This is a genomic window from Streptomyces sp. NPDC048258 (genome assembly GCF_043201995.1).
In the GTDB taxonomy this organism is placed as follows: domain Bacteria; phylum Actinomycetota; class Actinomycetes; order Streptomycetales; family Streptomycetaceae; genus Streptomyces.
Genome location: NZ_JBICZH010000008.1, coordinates 170,757 through 186,814, shown reverse-complemented (window position 1 = coordinate 186,814; position 16,058 = coordinate 170,757). Strand labels below are relative to the sequence as shown.

The window sequence follows — 16,058 nt, the reverse complement described above, 5'->3', positions numbered from 1 at the left end:
GCCCTGATCACCGGCGAGGGCCTCGACCCGGCCGTGTCCTGCCTGGTCTGCGACGCCAAGGACGTCCCGTTCACCCACCACCCGTACTGCCCGGACCCGGACTGCGAGCTGCGCCCCGGCGCCGCCTGCGACGGTACGCACGGCTCCACCGTCCTGGAGACCTGGGAACGGGCGGCGCGCAACCCGGCCACACCGGCGGCCGCCGCGGCTTCCCTCGCCGGTCATCCCTCGACGTTCGTGCGGTGGACGCTGGCCGAACGGTCCGATCTGCCGCAGGAGGTCTACGCCCGGCTCGCGGAGGATCCCGTGCCCGGCGTCCGGGAGGCGGTCGCCGGAAATCCCGCGATCGGCGAAGACCTCGTCCGCGCCCTCGCCGCCGACCCCTCAGGAGGTCCGACGCGCCCTCGCCCACCACCCGGGCCTGTCGCTCGACGTGCTGGCCGAGCTGGCCCGGACCACCCGGATCGGTCCGGTGCTGCTGCCCCGGATCGCCGCGGCCGCCCCCGACGAGCTCGCCGGACCGGCCGCCTCGCCGCACGCGGCCGTACGGATGCTCGTGGCCCAGCGGCGCGATCTGCCGGCCGGGTTGCTGGACGCACTGGCCACGGATCCGGACGCGGCGGTGGTCGCGGCGGTCGCCCCGCACCCCGGGCTGTCCGAGGAGCGGCTGCGCTCCATGGTGACGGCCCACGGGGGACGGGTCGCCGCCCGGGTGGCCGCCAACCCGGACGCGCCGAGTGCCCTGCTGGCGGAACTCGCCCGCCAGGAGCCGCCCGTACGCAAGGCCCTGCGGGCGGTAGCCGCTCATCCACACGCGACGGCCGAGGCGCTGCGGCCCTGCCTGGCCGACCCGAAGGCGGGACCGATCGCCGCCGCCCATCCTGCGCTGCCGCCCGCGCTCATCATGGAACTGCTGGACGGCGGCGACGAGCGGCTCGCCGAGGCCGCGGCCGGCAACCCGTCGCTCCCGGCGGCCGCGATGGAGGAGCTGACGGCCCGCTACGCCCGCTCCACGGAGCCGGGCGTCACCAGGCCCGTCTCGTAGGCGAGGACCACGGCCTGGGCCCGGTCGCGCAGCGACAGCTTCGCGAAGATCCGGGCCACGTGGGTCTTCACCGTGGCCTCGCTGAGCGTCAGCTCCCGCGCCAGTTCGGCGTTGGAGCGGCCGTGGCCCATCAGCGTCAGCACCTCGCGCTCGCGCGGGGTCAGCGCGGCGAGCTCCCGGTGGACGGCGGCCGTGGCGACGCGGTCCGGCTCGGCGGCCGCGGGGGCGCAGCGCTCCACCAGACGGCGGGTGATCGACGGGGAGAGCAGCGCGTCGCCGGTGCCGACGAGGCGGACGGCGGCGGCGAGGTGCTCGGGGGTGACGTCCTTGAGCAGGAAGCCGCTGGCTCCGGCGGCGAGGGCGGCGTACACGTAACCGTCGAGGTCGAAGGTGGTCAGCATGATCACCCGGCAGTCGGGCACCTCGGCGAGGATCCGCCGGGCGGCCTCCAGGCCGTCCATGTTCGGCATCCGGATGTCGAGCAGGACGACGTCGGGCCGCAGCCGGCGCACCGCGGCGACCGCTTCCACCCCGTCGGCGGCCACCCCGACCACGTCGATCCCGCGGGCGGTCAGGATCATCCGGAAGCCGGTGCGCACGAGGTCCTGGTCGTCGGCGATCACCACCCGGGGCGCGGGCCCGGCGGGGGCGGTCACGGCCGGCCCAGGGGCAGGCGGGCCCGCACGCGGTAGCCGCCGCCCAGGCGGCGGCGGGCGTCGAGGTCTCCGCCGTAGACGGCGACGCGCTCGCGCAGGCCGAGCAGCCCACGGCCGGTCCCCTCGGCCTTCGCGGCCGCTGGGCCGGGGCGCCGCTCCCCCGCCGTGCCCTCCCTCAGCACGCTGGGTCCGCTCGTGAGCACCTCCACGCGCAGCGCGTGGTCCGCGTACCGCACCGTCACCTCCGTCCTCCCGCCGTCTCCGTGTTTGAGCGCATTGGTCAGTGCCTCCTGGATGATCCGGTACGCCGTGACGTCGATCCCGGCCGGCAGCGGGCGCGGATCCCCGGAGATCCGTACCTCCACCCGCAGCCCGGCGAAGGCGAACGTGTCGATGAGCGGGGTCAGCCGGGCCATGCTCGGCTGCGGCGCGAGCTGCGCACCGGCCGTCGCGTGCGAGGCGTAGGGCTCATACGGTGCGTCCGCGCCGTCCTGCGCGGGCGCCAACAGCCCCAACAGGTGGCGTAGTTCGGTCATCGTGTTCCGTCCGGCGCTCTCCACGGCCCCCATCGCCGCCGCGGCCTCCTCCGGCATGGTCCCCAGCACCTCGCGGGCGGCGCCCGCCTGGACCACCATGAGGCTCACGTTGTGGCTGACGATGTCGTGGAGTTCGGCCGCGATCCTGGCCCGTTCGGCGTCGACGGCGGTGCGGGCCGCGCTCTCGCGCTCCCGTTCCAGCAGCCAGCCGCGCTCCTCCAGGGCCGTGCGGTGACCGCGGCGGGCGCGCAGCAGGGCCGCGCCCAGCCCGGCCGCCACGACCGCGGCCACGCACGCGGCGGCCACCGCGATGATCAAGCCCACCCCGAACTCCCCCCGTACGCCCGGGTGTCATTCTGCCGGACGGGCCACGAGCATGCCGCCGTACATCCCCAGGACGACCTGCCCGGACGTTTACATCCGGGGGGTGACGCACCGTCCGTGGGCACCGTCTTAGGTTCGGGCCATGACAACTGATCACGGCAGTGCGGGCAACGTGGTGGTGCGGCTGGACGGCGTGCACAAGGAGTACGGCGACGCGAAGGCCCTGGACGGGCTGTCGCTGGAGATCCGGGCGGGCGACGCGGTCGCCGTCATGGGCCCTTCCGGCTGCGGCAAGTCCACCCTCCTCAACATGGTGGCCGGCCTGGACCGGCCGACCTCGGGTCTGGTGGAGGTGCACGGGCAGGACCTGGGACGGCTGAACGAGACCGGGCTGGCGCTCTTCCGGCGCCGCAACATCGGCATGATCTTCCAGTTCTTCAACCTCATCGACGATCTGCCCGCCCTCGACAACGTGGCGCTCGCCGCCCAGTTGACCGGCACCTCGGCCCGGCAGGCGCGCCGCCGGGCCCTGGAACTCCTCGACGAGCTGGGGGTCGCCGACCGCCGCAACCACTACCCGGCGACGCTCAGCGGCGGAGAACGCCAACGGGTCGCCGTGGCACGGGCGTTGATGAACCGCCCGGCGCTGCTGCTGGCGGACGAGCCCACGGGCGCCCTCGACAGCCGCTCGGGCGAGCAGGTGATGGACCTTCTGATCGACCTCAACCAGATCGGCCAGACCCTGCTGCTCGTCACCCACGACCGGCACCTGGCCACCCGCTGCGCCAGCCGGCTGGTCGAGGTCGCCGACGGCCGGGTGGCCCGTGAGAGCGCCCTGGAGGCGACCGCGTGAGCGCCGTGTGGAGGGCCTCGCGCGCGGCCGTGAAGCGGCGCCGGGTCCAGACGTTCGTCATCGGCCTGGTCGTGCTGTGCTCCACCACGACCGTGCTGCTCGCGCTGGGGCTGCTCGCCGCCGCCTCGGATCCGTTCGACAAGGCGTACGCCGCCCAGCGTGGCGCGCACGTGGTGGCATCGTTCGACACCGCGAAGGTGACGGAGGCCCAGCTGGCGCAGACCGCCCGCCGGCCGGGAGTGGAGGCCGCCGCCGGCCCCTTCGGGCAGGCCGTCGTCGATGTTCCCAGGGGCTGGCTCGGGAAGCCGGCCGGCTCGCTCCTGGTCGTGGGCCGGGCCGATCCGGCGGGCCCCGTCGACCACATCGAGATCCTGCAGGGGCGGTGGGCCACCGCCCCCGGCGAGATCGTCGTCAATTGGGGCTTCGACGGCTCCCCCTTCCCGGAACTGCTCGGCACGAAGCTCCCGGTCCCCGGCGCCCCGCCCCTGACCGTCGTCGGATTCGCCGCCGGCATGAGCAAGTCCGCGGGCGCCTGGGTCTCGCCCGAGCAACTGAGCGCGCTGCACCCGACGTCCGCCCAGATGCTCTACCGCTTCGCGGACTCCTCGACAGACGCGCAGCTGAGTGCCGGGCTGGCCGAGGCGACGGCGGAGCTGCCCGAGGGGTCGCTGAGCAGCACGCAGACCTACCTCACGCTCAAGCGGGCCTTCTCGGCCCTGGCCGACGCCTATCTCCCCTTCATGTCGCTCTTCGGGGTCCTCGGCCTCCTGGTCTCCGCATTGATCGTCGGAAACGTGGTCAGCGGGGCGGTCGTCTCCGGGTACCGGCACATCGGCGTCCTCAAAGCGTTGGGCTTCACTCCGCACCAGGTGGTCGCCGTCTACCTGACGATGATGTCCGTGCCCGCGGTCCTCGGCAGTGTCCTCGGTACCCTGCTCGGCAACGCGCTGGCCGGGCCCGTCCTCCGGGTCTCCTTCTCCGGCATCGAAACGGGCAGGGCCTCCGTCGGCACCCTCGGCTCGTGGGTGTCCGTCGTCTGTCTGGTGGGCATGCCCGCCCTCGTCCTGCTCGCGGCGCTGGTCCCCGCCCTGCGGGCGCACCGGCTGCCCGCCGCCCAGGCGATCAGCGCGGGGGGTGCGCCGCGGACCGGGCGCGGACTGCGCGTCCAGCGGGTGCTGGGCTTCACCGAACTGCCGCGCCCGGTGAGCCTCGGCCTGGGCCAGCCGTTCGCCCGGCCCGGCCGCACCCTCCTCACCATGGCCGCCATCGTCCTGGGGGTCACCACGGTGACCCTGTCGACCGGTCTGACCAGCACCATGCTCGCGTACGGGAACGCCGGCCGGGGTGACGGGGGCCCCGGGATCCAGGTGCACGCGGACGCCCCGGGCGGCCGGCCCCTTCCCCTGCTCGGCGACGCGCAGATCGAGGAGCGGCTGCGGTCCCTCCCGGGTGCGAAGCACGTACGGGCCCGCGGGCTGGCCCAGGTGGGTCTGGTCGGGCAGACCCAGCCCGCTTTCGCCAACTTCTACCGCGGGAACGACTCCTCGTACGCCTACGAGATCGTCAAGGGCCGCCTGCCGGGCGCGGCAGGGGAGATCGCGGCCGGACCGTCGTTCCTCAGCCAGCGCGGGCTGAAGATCGGCGACCGGGTCACCCTGGAGCTGAACGGCCGGCAGGTGCCCACGACCGTGGTCGGCCAGCTGGTCGAAGGCAACCCGCGTGCGCTGGACGCCACTTGGGAGACCCTTGAGCAGCTCGCACCGGGCTCCCGTGCCATCGAGTACTACGTACGGCTCTCTCCCGGCTCCGACGCGAACGCGTATGCGACGGCGGTCGAGGCGGCCGACCCCGGGCTCTCCGCGTCGGTCGGGGGCGGGGGGAACGCCGCCACCGTCACCGTCGTCACCTTCTCCACGGTGTTCACGGTGCTGCTGACCCTCGTCGCCTCGCTCGGGGTCTTCAACACCGTCCTGCTGAACACCCGTGAGCGCCGCCGGGACCTGGGCATGCTCAAGTCGATCGGGATGACCCCGCGGCAGGTGGTGGTGATGACCGTGACGTCGGTCGCCGGGCTGGGGCTGGTCGGCGGGCTGCTCGGCATCCCGCTCGGGATCGTGGCGCACCGGCTGGTCGTCGACCACGTCGGGGTGGTGGCCTTCCCCGAGTCGATGAAGGACGTGTGGCACGCGCCGCAGCTGGCCGCGATGCTGCTGGCGGGGGTGGCGATCGCCGTCCTGGGTGCGCTGGTCCCGGCCCGGTCGGCGGCCCGGATGACCATCGCCTCGGTGCTGCACACGGAGTAGCGGGCGCGACCTGGACCGCCGAGCCGTCCGGACCCGCGGTTCCGGCCGAGCCCGCCGAGGCTGCTGGACCCACCGGTCCGGCCGGGCCCACCGAGCCTGCCGGACCGCCGGAGCCACTGAGCCCGCTGCAGCCGCCGCTGCCGGACTCCGGGTCTGGCAGGACCGGCAGGTCCGCCACTACCGCCGAGCCTGCCGGACCCCGCGGGTTCCGGCCGGGCCCGCCGAGCCTGCCGGACCGCCGGAGCCGCTGAGCCCACTGGAGCCGCCGCTGCCGGACTCCGGGTCTGGCAGGACCGGCACGACCGCCGAGCCTGCCGGACTCCGTGGGTTCCGGCCGAGCCCGCCGAAGCTGCTGGACCCACCGGTCCGACCGAGCCCGCCGAGCCTGCCGGACCGCCGGAGCCACTGAGCCCGCCGGAGCCGCCGCTGCCGGACTCCGGGTCTGACAAGACCGGCAGGTCCGGCACGACCGCCGAGCCTGCCGGACTCCGTGGGTTCCGACCGAGCCCGCCGAGGCTGCTGGACCCACCGGTCCGGCCGGGCCCGCCGAGCCTGCCGGACCGCCGGAGCCACTGAGCCCACTGGAGCCGCCGCTGCCGGACTCCGGGTCTGACAGGACCGGCACGACCGGCACGACCGGCGAGACTGCCGGACCCACCGGTTCCGACCGAGCCCGCCGAGCCTGCCGGACCGCCGGAGCCGCTGAGCCCGCTGGAGCCGCCGCTGCCGGACTCCAGGTCTGGCGGGACCGGCAGGTGCGGCACGACCGGCGCGACCGGCGCGACCCGCGGGCTCACGTGCGCCCGTCAGTTGTCCTCGACGTCCCGTGCACCGTTCTCGCCGCCGCCTGTCTCCTCACCGGCCTCGCCGGACGCCCCGGCCGTCAGGGCCCGCAGCCGCCGCCCTGCGGCGGCCGCCGCCTTCCTGGCCGCCGCGGCCGCTCGGACGGCCTCCCGGTGGCGCTCCTCGGCCTCGGCCACCGCCGCGTACCCGAGCTCCCGGGCCGCCTGGGCACGGTCCACCTCCGCCTCGGCGGCCGCCGCCTGTTCGGCCGCCCGCTGCCGCGCCTCCTCGGCCTGGCGCAGATCGTCCTCGCGCGCGGTGGCGGCCCACTCCGCCTCCTGAGCGGCCGCGCGGGCGGCGTCCACCCGGCGGTCGGGCTGTCGCTCGGCGGCCCGAGGCCGGGCGGCCGGCTCGGGCGGTGCAGGCCGGGCGGGCGGCTCGGGCGGCACGGCGTCCGCGTCGACGCCGGGGAACTCCGCCGGCAGCTCCGGCGCCTTCGCGAGCCGGCCCGAGGCCCAGGCCTCGGCCGCCTCCGGATCGGCCAGGGCGGCGTACAGGATCTGCTCGACCTCCCGCAGCACCGTCTCCGAGACCGGGTTCCCCGCCTCGTCGGCCAGCCGCAGCGCCTCGCGGGCCAGCGCCCCGATCACCACGTGCTGCTGGTGGGACAGGTCGCGCAACTGCTCCCCGTCCAGGGACCGGTGCGCCGCTCGCAGTGCCTGTCCGAGCTGGCGGAACTGCTCGACCTCCGCCGGCTTCGCCCGGACCAACGTGTTCGACGTCCACGCCGCGATGGTGGGCCGCCGCAGCCCCGCGATCCGCTTCGCCGCCGCCGGATCCCCGGCCCGCTTCGCGTCGGCCGCCGCCTCGTCCCGCGCCGCCGTGAACCGCGCCGGGGGCAGCGCGTACAGGGCGTCGATGACCTCGTCCACATCCACGCCGCCCACTCTCCGTCATCATCCCCCGTGGACGGGGGACCGTGCGGGCTCAGCGCGCCGCCGGTCGGACGCATCCGTACCCCGGCCGCGGGACGAAGACCGCCGGAACGGGCCGGCGGCACGGCCCACGCGGGTGAATGACCGCCCCCGCCCGTTCCCACCTGGGGCGGAGCCCGTTGGAGGAGTCATGCGCACTCCGATGGACGCCCCGATACACACATGGGTGGACGCCCCGGTCCCGGCCGTGGCCACCGCCGCCCGCGAGACCTTCACCGAGCTGATGGTGGAGGCCGGCCCCGACCCCCTCCCCCGCATACGGGCCACGCTCCGTGACGGCGTCCTCGCCGTCAGCCTGGCCGGGGAGTTCGACCACTACACCTGTGCCCCCTTGTACGCCCTCCTCGACGAAGGCGCCGCCCGCGGAGCCCGCCGGCTCGTCCTCGACGCGGCCCGGGTCACCTTCTGCGACTCGGCCCTGCTCCACGTGCTGGACCGGTGGGCGCTGTCCGGCGGCCGGGTGGAGCCGGCGGCCACCTCCCGCGCGCTGCGCCTGCTGCTGACCGTGGCGGCCCGGGTCCATCCCCCTCCCCGGGTCCCGCTCAGCGAATAGCCGCCTGGTCGACGCGGTGTTCGTCGACGATGCGGCCGTCACGCAGTTCCACGACCCGGTCGGCCAGTTCGATCAGGGCCGGGTCGTGGGTGGCGACCAGCGCGGTGACACCCTCGCTGCGCACCACCGCGCGCAGCAGCCGCATGATCGAGCGCCCCGTCTCGGAGTCGAGCTGGCCGGTCGGTTCGTCCGCGATGATCAGGTCGGGTTCGTTCGCCAGGGCGCGGGCCACGGCCACGCGCTGCTGCTGGCCGCCGGAGAGTTCGCCGGGGCGCTGGCCCGCGTGGTCGGCCAGGCCCACCAGGGCGAGCAGGGTCCGGGCGCGTTCCTCGCGCTGCCGGGCGGGGACCTTCCGCAGCCGCATGGGGACCCCGACGTTCTCGGCGGCGGTCAGGACGGGTATCAGTCCGAAGGACTGGAACACGAAACCGATCCGTTCGCGGCGCAGCCCCAGCAGTCCCGACTCGTCGAGACCGGCCAGCGGGGTGCCGTCGAGCAGGACGGTTCCGGCGGTCGGGGTGTCGAGGCCGCCGACCAGGTTCAGCAGGGTGGTCTTGCCGGAGCCGGACCTGCCCTTGAGCGCGGTGAGTTCTCCGCGGCGCACCTCGAACGAGACGCCGCGCAGGGCGTGTACGGCCCGGGGGCCGCTGCCGAAGCTCCGGTGGACGTCGTCCACCACGACCATGGGCGCCGCCGTGCCGTCCTGTTGCTGCGTCATGTTGTGGGCTCCCCCTGGGGCTGGAAACGGCCGACGGGCGCCCCGTGGAGCGCCTCCCGTCGAATTTGCTCATCCGTCACATCCTTCGCGCAAGTCCCTTCCCCTGTGCGTTCGAATCTGACAGCATCGTCCGCTATCCGGTGCCAGAGGTCCGGAGCGGGGGAGGAACAAGGCACATGCTCGGCTTCGTCGTGCGCCGGCTGCGCGGGCGATTGCCGCTCGCCGCCGCCGTGCTGCTCACCGTACTGATCACCACGACCGTGCTGACGGCGCTGTTCGCCTTCACGCGCGGTGTGGGCGAGGCGGGGCTGCGCCAGGCACTCCAGGGGCCGGGCCGGACCCGGGCCACCGTTCTGGTCACCGACGAGCATCCGGCGTCGGCGCGCCCCGGGGACGATGCGGCCGTACGGGCTTTCGCGGGCGAGCTGTTCGACCGGATCCCGTTCGGTGTCGAGTCCGTGGCCCGCAGCCGTCCGTACGGCCTGCAGGGTGGCCGCACCCCCGGCAAGGACGCCGATCTGACGCTGCTGGCCTCTTTCGACCGGGACCGCGTACGGCTCCTCGCGGGCCAGTGGCCGCAGGCGGTGGGCGGTCCGGGCGCGCCGGATCCGTCCCGGCTGCCGGTGGCCGTGCCCCGGGCCGCGCTGGCCCGGCTCGGGCTGACCGAGGCCGCGCTGCCCGCCGAGGTGCGCCTGGACGACCGGTACGGTGGCGCCCCGCTCACCGTGCTGGTCACCGGCGTGTACCGGGCGGCCGACCCCGAGGCCCCGTACTGGCGGCTCGACCCGCTCGGCGGCCGCGAGGTCCAGGTCGGCAGTTTCACCACCTACGGCCCGCTGCTCGTCGACGGCAGCGCCTTCACCGCGGGCGGGCTCGCGCAGAACAGCCGCGCCTCGCTCCTCACCCCGGACTTCGCCGCCGTGCGCGCCGCCGAGGCCGAGGCCCTGCGCGAGCGCGCGGCGCCCCTGGCGGGCGGCCCGGCGGGAGCCGGTGTCCACGTGCCCGCCGGTCTCCAGGTCAGGACCGAACTCCCTGCACTGCTAGGTGAGTTGAATTCCGCGCAGCTCGTCGCCCGGTCCTCGTTGCTGGTCGGCGCGCTCCAGCTCGCCGTCCTCGCCGCGGCGGCCCTGCTGCTGGTCGCCCATCTGCTGACGGACCGCCAGGAACCGGAGCGGGTCCTGCTCACCGCGCGCGGCGCCTCACGCGGACGGCTCGGCGCCCTCGGCGCCGCCGGGTCGCTGCTGCTCGCGCTGCCCGCCGCCGTTCTCGCACCGCTGCTCACCCCGCCCCTGCTGGATCTGCTCAGCGGTTTCGGCCCGCTGTCGCGGGTTCCGTTCGACACCTCGGGGGGCCGGCTGCTGTGGCCCGTCGCGGCCGGCTGCGCCCTCGGTTGCGTGGCCCTGACCGCGCTTCCCGCCGTACTGCGCGGCGCGGGCGCCGCCGCCCTGCGCCGCAGCGGCCGCCGTCAGGCCCTCGTCGCGGGGGCCGCCCGCTCCGGCGCGGACCTGGCGCTGGTGGCACTCGCCGTCCTCGCCTACCAGCAGCTGGCGCAGTACAGCGGCCACGGGCCCACCCCGGCCGGGGCGTCCGGCGGACTCGGCGTCGATCCGGTGCTGGTCGCCGCGCCGACCCTGGCCCTGTGCGCGGGCACCCTGCTGGTGCTGCGGCTGCTGCCGTTCGCCGCGCGGCTGGGCGGACGGCTGGCCGCGCGCGGCCGCGGGCTGGGCCCGGCGCTGGTCGGCTGGCAGCTCGCCCGCCGGCCAGGGCGGGCCACCGGCCCGGTGCTGCTGCTGGTCCTCGCCGTGTCCAGCGGAGTCCTGGCGCTCGGCCAGCACACCGCCTGGTCCGCGTCCCAGCGCGACCAGGCCGACTTCGCCACCGCCGGGGGCCTGCGGATATCCGACAGCGACCTGGCCTCGCCGGGCCGGGGCGGCCGCTACGCCTCGCTGCCCGGCGGCGAGCGGGTGATCCCGGTGATCCGTACGAAGCAGGAGCTGCCCGGCGGGCATGCCGGGGAGGTACTCGCGCTGGACGCCGCCGGGGTGGCCGAACGGGTGCCGTTGCGCGCGGACTTGCGGGACGGGCGCAGCGTGCGGGAGCTGTTCGCGCCCCTCGCTGTGGACGGCGGCCCGGGCGCGGGCGGCATCGCGCTGCCCGGCCGGCCGCGGCGCATCGATGTGGACGTGGCGGTACGGGCGCCGGGAATCGGCGGCCACTCCGGCCTGGGACTGCTGCTGCGCGACCGGTTCGGCCTCACCTTCCGGACGCCGATGCTCCAGCTGCCCGAGGGAGGGGAAGCGACCGTATCGGTGGACCTGGACGCGCTGACCGGGGCCCCGCTCGGGTCCGCCGCCACGCCGCTGAGTGTCGCCGGGCTGGTGTTCTCGTACGGCATGGAGGAGCACGGCTCCAGCGGCCCGGACGACGGGGAGGCTCCCGACCCGCGGGATCTCGCCGGGGAGCTGACCGTACGCCGGCTCGCCGTCGCCGACAGCCCGCGCGGCGAGGCCCTCCCCGTGCCCGTCCCCGGCGGCTCGTCACCCTGGACCCTGAAGGCCCCGGCCCTGACCAGCGGCGCCGCCGTCGCCGAGCTGCTGCCGGGTACGGAGGGCGGCCAGAGCGGCCACGGCGACCCCGCACTGCTGCGGCTGCGTTACCGCGGCGGCTCCGACACCCGCGGCGGCGTCCGGCTCGGGCTGCTCCCCGGCGGTGCCCCCGCGGCCGAGGTGCCCGGCATCGCCACCCGCGGGTACCTCACCGCCGTCGGGGCGTCCGTCGGCGATCTGGTCCCCGTTCCCCTGGGCAGCGCGACCCTGCCGGTGCGGATCACCGCGGCCGTCGGCTCGCTGCCGGTGGCCGGTGACAGCGCGCTGGCCGTCGATCTGACCACCGCCGGGCGGCTGTTGGCGGCCGACGGGGCGCGGGAGCTGCCCGCCCCCACCGAGTGGTGGCTGCCGGCAGACTCCGCCGGCGACCCCGTCCCCGCCCGGGCGGCCGCCGAACTGCGCGCCGGGGCCGGGTCGCAGCGGGTGGAGCTGCGCGAGGAGGTGGCCGCCGCCCTGCTGGACGACCCGCTGAGCGCGGGCCCGCAGAGCGCGCTCGCCGCCCTCGCGGTGGCCTGCGCGGTGCTGGCGGCGATCGGCTTCGGGGCCGCCGCCGCGGCGACCGGGCGGGAACGGGCCCGGGAGTTCGCCGTGCTGCTGGCGCTCGGTGCGCCCCGCCGCGGGCTGGGCCGGACGGCCGCCGCCGAGAGCGGTGTCCTGGTGGGCCTGGGGACCGGAGTCGGGCTGGGTCTGGGCGCCGCCATCGTCCACCTGGTGGTGCCGCTGGTCGTGCTGACGCCCGCCGCGCGGCGGCCCGTGCCCGAGGTGCTGGTGGACCTGCCGGCCGCCGAGACCCTGCTGATGGCCGCCGCGGTCGCCGCGGTGCCGCTGCTGTCCGCCGTGTTCGGCGGCCGCCGTGACCGGACCGTCCGGGGCTCCGCCGCACGGCTGCGCCTCTTGGAGGAGATGTGACCCGCCCGGCCCCGACCACCGCCGACGGGCGCGGGACCCGCCCCGCGCCCTGGGTGCGGACCCGGCTGCGCGCCGCGCCGCTGACCGCGCTGCTCGGCGCCGCCCTGGCCTTCGTCGCCGTCCTGCTCGCGGCCGCCCTGCCGCGCGCCGTCGACCGCGGCTCCGACCAAGCCCTGCGCTCCTTCCTGCACGACCGGGGCCCCGGCCCGACGAGCCTGCTCGCCACCGCGCCCGCCCGGTACGGCCGGCAGAGCCCGCAGGAGCTGGACTCCGTACTCGCCACGCTGCGTTCGCGAACCGGCGGAGCCTTCAGGCTCGATGCGAGCGGTCCGGTGCACGGCACCCTCGGGGTGAAGCCGCGCAGCCTCGCCAACCCCGCAATGCCCCGTCCCGATGGCGTCGACCCGCGGCTCACGCTGATCCACCTGCCCGAGGCCGCAGCGCACGTGTCGCTCGTGGCCGGGCGGTGGCCCGGCGGCGCCGCCCCCGGCGCCCCGGTCCAAGTGGCGCTGTCCCGCGGTGCGTCCGAGACCCTCCGGGTCCCGCTCGGCACCGTACTGGAATCAGCGCCGGGCGCCACCGGTACGGTCCGGGCCGAGGTGGTCGGCCTCTACGACGCCGCCGACCCGGCGGACGTCTACTGGGCCGACCTGCCCTGCCTGACCAAGGCCTGTCAGGCCTTCACTCCCACGGCCGTGCCCCAGGTGTACTGGCAGGCGGCCGCCCTGGTCGGCCCGGACGGCCTCGACCCGCTCGCGGTCTGGGGCGAGACCGCCGAGGACTTCTGGCGGCTGCCGGTGGACACCGGCGTCCTGCGGGCCGACCGGATGCCCGCCGTCACCCGGGAGATCGCCGCCTACGTGGCCGGTCCCACCTCCACCGAGCTGACACGCGCCACCGAGCGCCCCGAGCTGCGGATCAACTCCCGTCTGCCCGAGCTGTTCAAGCAGGCCGAGGCCCGTCGCCAGGCCGCCGCGCCGCTCGCCGCGATCGGCGCGGCCGGAGTCGCCGGGGTGGCCCTCGTCGTGTTCTGCCTCGCCGCCGCGCTCACCGGGGACCGGCGCGAGGCCGAGCTGCGGCTGCTGCTCGCACGCGGCGGCTCGCGCCGCTCCATCGTCCGCCGCCTGCTCGGCGAGGCCGCGGTCACCGTCCTGCCGGCCGCCACGCTGGCCACCTGGCTCGCCGTACTGCTGCTGCCGACACCACGCCTGACGGCCTCTCTGACCGGGGCGTCGGCCGTCGCGCTCCTGGCGCTGCTGGCCTTCCCCGTACGGGCCGCCGTACTGCTGTCCGCGCCGCGGAAGCCGCGCCCCCGACGCCGGCTCGTCGCCGAGCTGCTCGTGCTCACCGCCACCGCCGCGGCCGTGTTCGAGGTCCGCCGACGCGGCGTCGCCCCCGCTGGCGGCGGACTGGATCCGCTGGTGGTCGCCGCCCCGCTGCTCCTCGCGCTGTCCGGCGCGCTCGTCCTGGCCCGGCTGCTGCCCGCCGCCGTCGGCGCACTGTCCCGGGCGGCGGGCCGGGGTTCCGGCCTGATCGGCTTCCTCGGGCTGGCGCGCGCCGCCCGGGGCACGGGCAGCCGGGTACGCGTCCCGGTGCTGCCGCTGGTCGCGCTGCTGCTCGCGGTCACCACGGGCGGCTTCGGGGCCACCGTGCTGAACTCGGTGGACACCGCCCGGCTGCAGGTGGTGCGGCAGACCGTCGGCGGCGACGCCCAGGTCACCGCGCCGGCGGGCGGCACCCTTCCGCAGGAGCTGATCCGGGCCGCCGCGGCACTGCCCGGCGTCCGCACGTCCGTCCCCGTGTGGACGGACGACTACACCTTCCTCTTCGGTATCAAGGAGGGTTCCACCCAGGTGACGGTGATCGTCGCCGACCCGGTGGCCTACGCGGAACTGGCCCGCACCGTGGGGCGCGGCCGGTTTGACCCGGCCGTGCTCGCCGGCGGCGCCCCCGACGCTCCCGTACCCGCGCTGTTCAGCCGCGACCTCGTCGCGCGCGCCGTCACCGACACCTTCCGGGTGCGGATCGGCAGCGACGACTTCCCGGTCAGGGCCGCCGGTGTCGTCGACGGCACGCCCGCCCTGGCGGGCCCGGGCGGCGCCGTCGTCGTACTCCCGGCCGGGCCGGCCACCGCGCACGTCCCCAAGGCCGCCCACCCCAACCGGTGGTTCGCGACCGGCGCCGTCGACGAGGCCCGGCTGCACGACCTGGTCCGCACCACGGTTCCGGCCGCGACCGCCGACCACCACACGGTGAAGACCAGCGCCGCGTCCGTCGCCGCACTCGCCGACGAACCCCTCCAGCGCGCGGCCGGCCGGCTGTTCTGGGCGGCCGTGGCGGCCGCCGCGGGCTTCGCCCTCCTGGCCGTCCTCCTCACCCTCGTCCGCGCCGCGCCCGAGCGGGCGGCGCTGCTGGCGCGGCTGCGCACCATGGGCCTGCGTCCCCGGCAGGGCCTGGCGCTGATCCTGGCCGAGGCGTTGCCGCAGACGCTGGTCGCCGCCCTCGGCGGCGGGCTGGTCGCGCTGGCCGCCGTGGCCCTGCTCGGCCCGGCCGTGGACCTGTCCGCGCTGGTGGGCGAGAAGGTGCCGGCCGGGCTGCGGCTCGCCGCGCGGCCGCTGCTGACCCAGGTGCTCGGCCTGACGGCCCTGGTCACGGCGGGCGTGCTCGCGGAGGCGGCGATATCCGGCAGGCGACAGATCACCACCGAGTTGAGAGCGGGAGACCAGCGGTGAACACCGACCAGCCGACCTACGAAGACCTGCGCCGGCAGGCCCTGGCCGCCGCCGCGCCCCGTACGGCCGGGGCGGGCACGGCCATCGCCTGCGACCGTCTGGTGCGCATATTCAGCACCGACGGGGTCGAGGTACAGGCCTTGCAGGGGCTCGAACTGACCGTGGCCCAGGGTGACCTGGTGGCCCTGGTCGGGGCCTCCGGCAGCGGGAAGTCCACCCTGCTGAACATCCTGGCCGGACTGGACGTCCCCACGGCGGGCACCGCCACGGTCGGCGGCTACGACCTGCTGGAGATGTCCGCCAAGGACCGGCTGCGCTACCGGCGGGAGGCGGTGGGCTTCGTCTGGCAGCAGACGGCCCGCAATCTGCTGCCCTTCCTGACGGCGGCCCAGAACATCGCCCTCCCCATGCAGCTGAGGGGCCGGGGCTCCCGGGGCGCCGCCGCGCGCCGCGCGGCCCGCGTCCGCGAGCTCCTCGAAGCACTGGAGATCGGCGATCTGGCGGGCCGCCGGCCGGCCGAGCTCTCCGGCGGCCAGCAGCAGCGGGTGGCGATCGCCGTGGCCATGGCCAACGATCCCGAGGTCCTCCTCGCCGACGAGCCCACCGGCGAGCTCGACTCCGAGACCGGCGCCGCCATCTTCGGGGCCTTCCGCACCGTCAACCGCGAGCTGGGCGCCACCGTGGTCATCGTGACCCACGACCCGCTCGTCGCCGGAGAGGTCCGCCGCACCGTGGCCATCCGCGACGGCCGCACCAGCAGCGAGGTCCTGCGCCGCACGGTCACCGACGAGCACGGCGCGGAGTCGGTGAGCGAGCGGGAGTACGTGATGCTGGACCGCACCGGCCGCGTACAGCTCCCGCAGAAGTTCCTGGAGGCCCTGGGCATGGAGCAGCGTGTGGCCGTCGACCTCGCAGCCGACCACATCGAGGTGCGCCGGGACGACGCCGACGCCTGAGGGACACCCGCCGGACCGGATTCCGTCACTTCCCCGGGTCGGGGGTCGTTAGGGCCTTGGGGTTGACTCGGGGGCGAAGGGATGACGGT

The 16,058-nt window shown here is 76.1% G+C and carries 11 protein-coding genes; 7 read left to right on the top strand and 4 right to left on the bottom strand.

Going from position 1 to position 16,058, the window contains the following annotated elements; all coding sequences use genetic code 11:
- Positions 1 to 433: 433 nt before the first annotated feature.
- A complete protein-coding gene (locus ACGFYQ_RS20175; protein WP_393745657.1) occupies positions 434 to 1,045 on the top strand; it encodes a hypothetical protein in 612 nt (203 codons plus the stop codon).
- On the opposite strand, the gene ACGFYQ_RS20170 is transcribed toward ACGFYQ_RS20175, so the two are convergent.
- Together ACGFYQ_RS20170 and ACGFYQ_RS20165 are read right to left on the bottom strand one after the other, a co-directional pair.
- On the bottom strand, positions 1,000 to 1,626 hold the full coding sequence (locus tag ACGFYQ_RS20170) for a response regulator (protein ID WP_393745929.1): 627 nt from the start codon (positions 1,624 to 1,626) through the stop codon (positions 1,000 to 1,002). The two genes, ACGFYQ_RS20175 and ACGFYQ_RS20170, sit on opposite strands and share 46 nt — an antisense overlap.
- 71 nt (positions 1,627 to 1,697) lie before the next feature.
- On the bottom strand, positions 1,698 to 2,561 hold the full coding sequence (locus tag ACGFYQ_RS20165; RefSeq protein ID WP_393745655.1) for a sensor histidine kinase: 864 nt from the start codon (positions 2,559 to 2,561) through the stop codon (positions 1,698 to 1,700).
- A gap of 142 nt (positions 2,562 to 2,703) precedes the next feature.
- Here ACGFYQ_RS20165 and ACGFYQ_RS20160 point away from each other — a divergent pair, with 142 nt between their 5' ends.
- Positions 2,704 to 3,414: an ABC transporter ATP-binding protein gene (locus tag ACGFYQ_RS20160; RefSeq protein WP_393745653.1), complete on the top strand. Its 711-nt coding sequence runs from the start codon at positions 2,704 to 2,706 to the stop codon at positions 3,412 to 3,414.
- Positions 3,411 to 5,717, top strand: coding sequence for an FtsX-like permease family protein (locus ACGFYQ_RS20155; RefSeq protein WP_393745651.1), 2,307 nt, complete (start codon positions 3,411 to 3,413; stop codon positions 5,715 to 5,717). The genes ACGFYQ_RS20160 and ACGFYQ_RS20155 overlap by 4 nt, the downstream gene beginning before the upstream one ends.
- Positions 5,718 to 6,523: 806 nt before the next feature.
- Here ACGFYQ_RS20155 and ACGFYQ_RS20150 read toward each other — a convergent pair.
- Positions 6,524 to 7,438, bottom strand: coding sequence for a hypothetical protein (locus ACGFYQ_RS20150; RefSeq protein WP_393745649.1), 915 nt, complete (start codon positions 7,436 to 7,438; stop codon positions 6,524 to 6,526).
- Positions 7,439 to 7,637: 199 nt separating this feature from the next.
- Between ACGFYQ_RS20150 and ACGFYQ_RS20145 the strand changes: the two genes are divergently transcribed.
- A complete protein-coding gene (locus ACGFYQ_RS20145; RefSeq protein ID WP_393745647.1) occupies positions 7,638 to 8,048 on the top strand; it encodes an STAS domain-containing protein in 411 nt (136 codons plus the stop codon).
- Here the strand turns inward: ACGFYQ_RS20145 and ACGFYQ_RS20140 are convergent.
- Positions 8,038 to 8,766 carry an ABC transporter ATP-binding protein gene (locus ACGFYQ_RS20140; protein WP_393745645.1) on the bottom strand — a complete coding sequence of 243 codons (729 nt, stop codon included), beginning with the start codon at positions 8,764 to 8,766 and terminating at the stop codon, positions 8,038 to 8,040. The two genes, ACGFYQ_RS20145 and ACGFYQ_RS20140, sit on opposite strands and share 11 nt — an antisense overlap.
- A 176-nt stretch (positions 8,767 to 8,942) precedes the next feature.
- On the opposite strand from ACGFYQ_RS20140, the gene ACGFYQ_RS20135 reads away from it, so the two are divergent.
- From ACGFYQ_RS20135 to ACGFYQ_RS20125, 3 genes are read left to right on the top strand one after another with little or no spacing between them, the layout of a single operon-like run.
- Positions 8,943 to 12,281, top strand: coding sequence for an FtsX-like permease family protein (locus tag ACGFYQ_RS20135; RefSeq protein ID WP_393745643.1), 3,339 nt, complete (start codon positions 8,943 to 8,945; stop codon positions 12,279 to 12,281).
- Positions 12,278 to 15,013: a hypothetical protein gene (locus ACGFYQ_RS20130; RefSeq protein WP_393745641.1), complete on the top strand. Its 2,736-nt coding sequence runs from the start codon at positions 12,278 to 12,280 to the stop codon at positions 15,011 to 15,013. The genes ACGFYQ_RS20135 and ACGFYQ_RS20130 overlap by 4 nt, the downstream gene beginning before the upstream one ends.
- Positions 15,010 to 15,969 carry an ABC transporter ATP-binding protein gene (locus ACGFYQ_RS20125; protein WP_393745639.1) on the top strand — a complete coding sequence of 320 codons (960 nt, stop codon included), beginning with the start codon at positions 15,010 to 15,012 and terminating at the stop codon, positions 15,967 to 15,969. The genes ACGFYQ_RS20130 and ACGFYQ_RS20125 overlap by 4 nt, the downstream gene beginning before the upstream one ends.
- Positions 15,970 to 16,058: the final 89 nt, after the last annotated feature.

Coding starts and splice junctions, on each gene's coding strand:
- ACGFYQ_RS20170 (WP_393745929.1), bottom strand. CDS start 1,626: ATGATCCTGACCGCCCGCGGGATCGACGTGGTCGGGGTGGCCGCCGAC.
- ACGFYQ_RS20160 (WP_393745653.1), top strand. CDS start 2,704: ATGACAACTGATCACGGCAGTGCGGGCAACGTGGTGGTGCGGCTGGAC.
- ACGFYQ_RS20145 (WP_393745647.1), top strand. CDS start 7,638: ATGGACGCCCCGATACACACATGGGTGGACGCCCCGGTCCCGGCCGTG.
- ACGFYQ_RS20140 (WP_393745645.1), bottom strand. CDS start 8,766: ATGACGCAGCAACAGGACGGCACGGCGGCGCCCATGGTCGTGGTGGAC.
- ACGFYQ_RS20135 (WP_393745643.1), top strand. CDS start 8,943: ATGCTCGGCTTCGTCGTGCGCCGGCTGCGCGGGCGATTGCCGCTCGCC.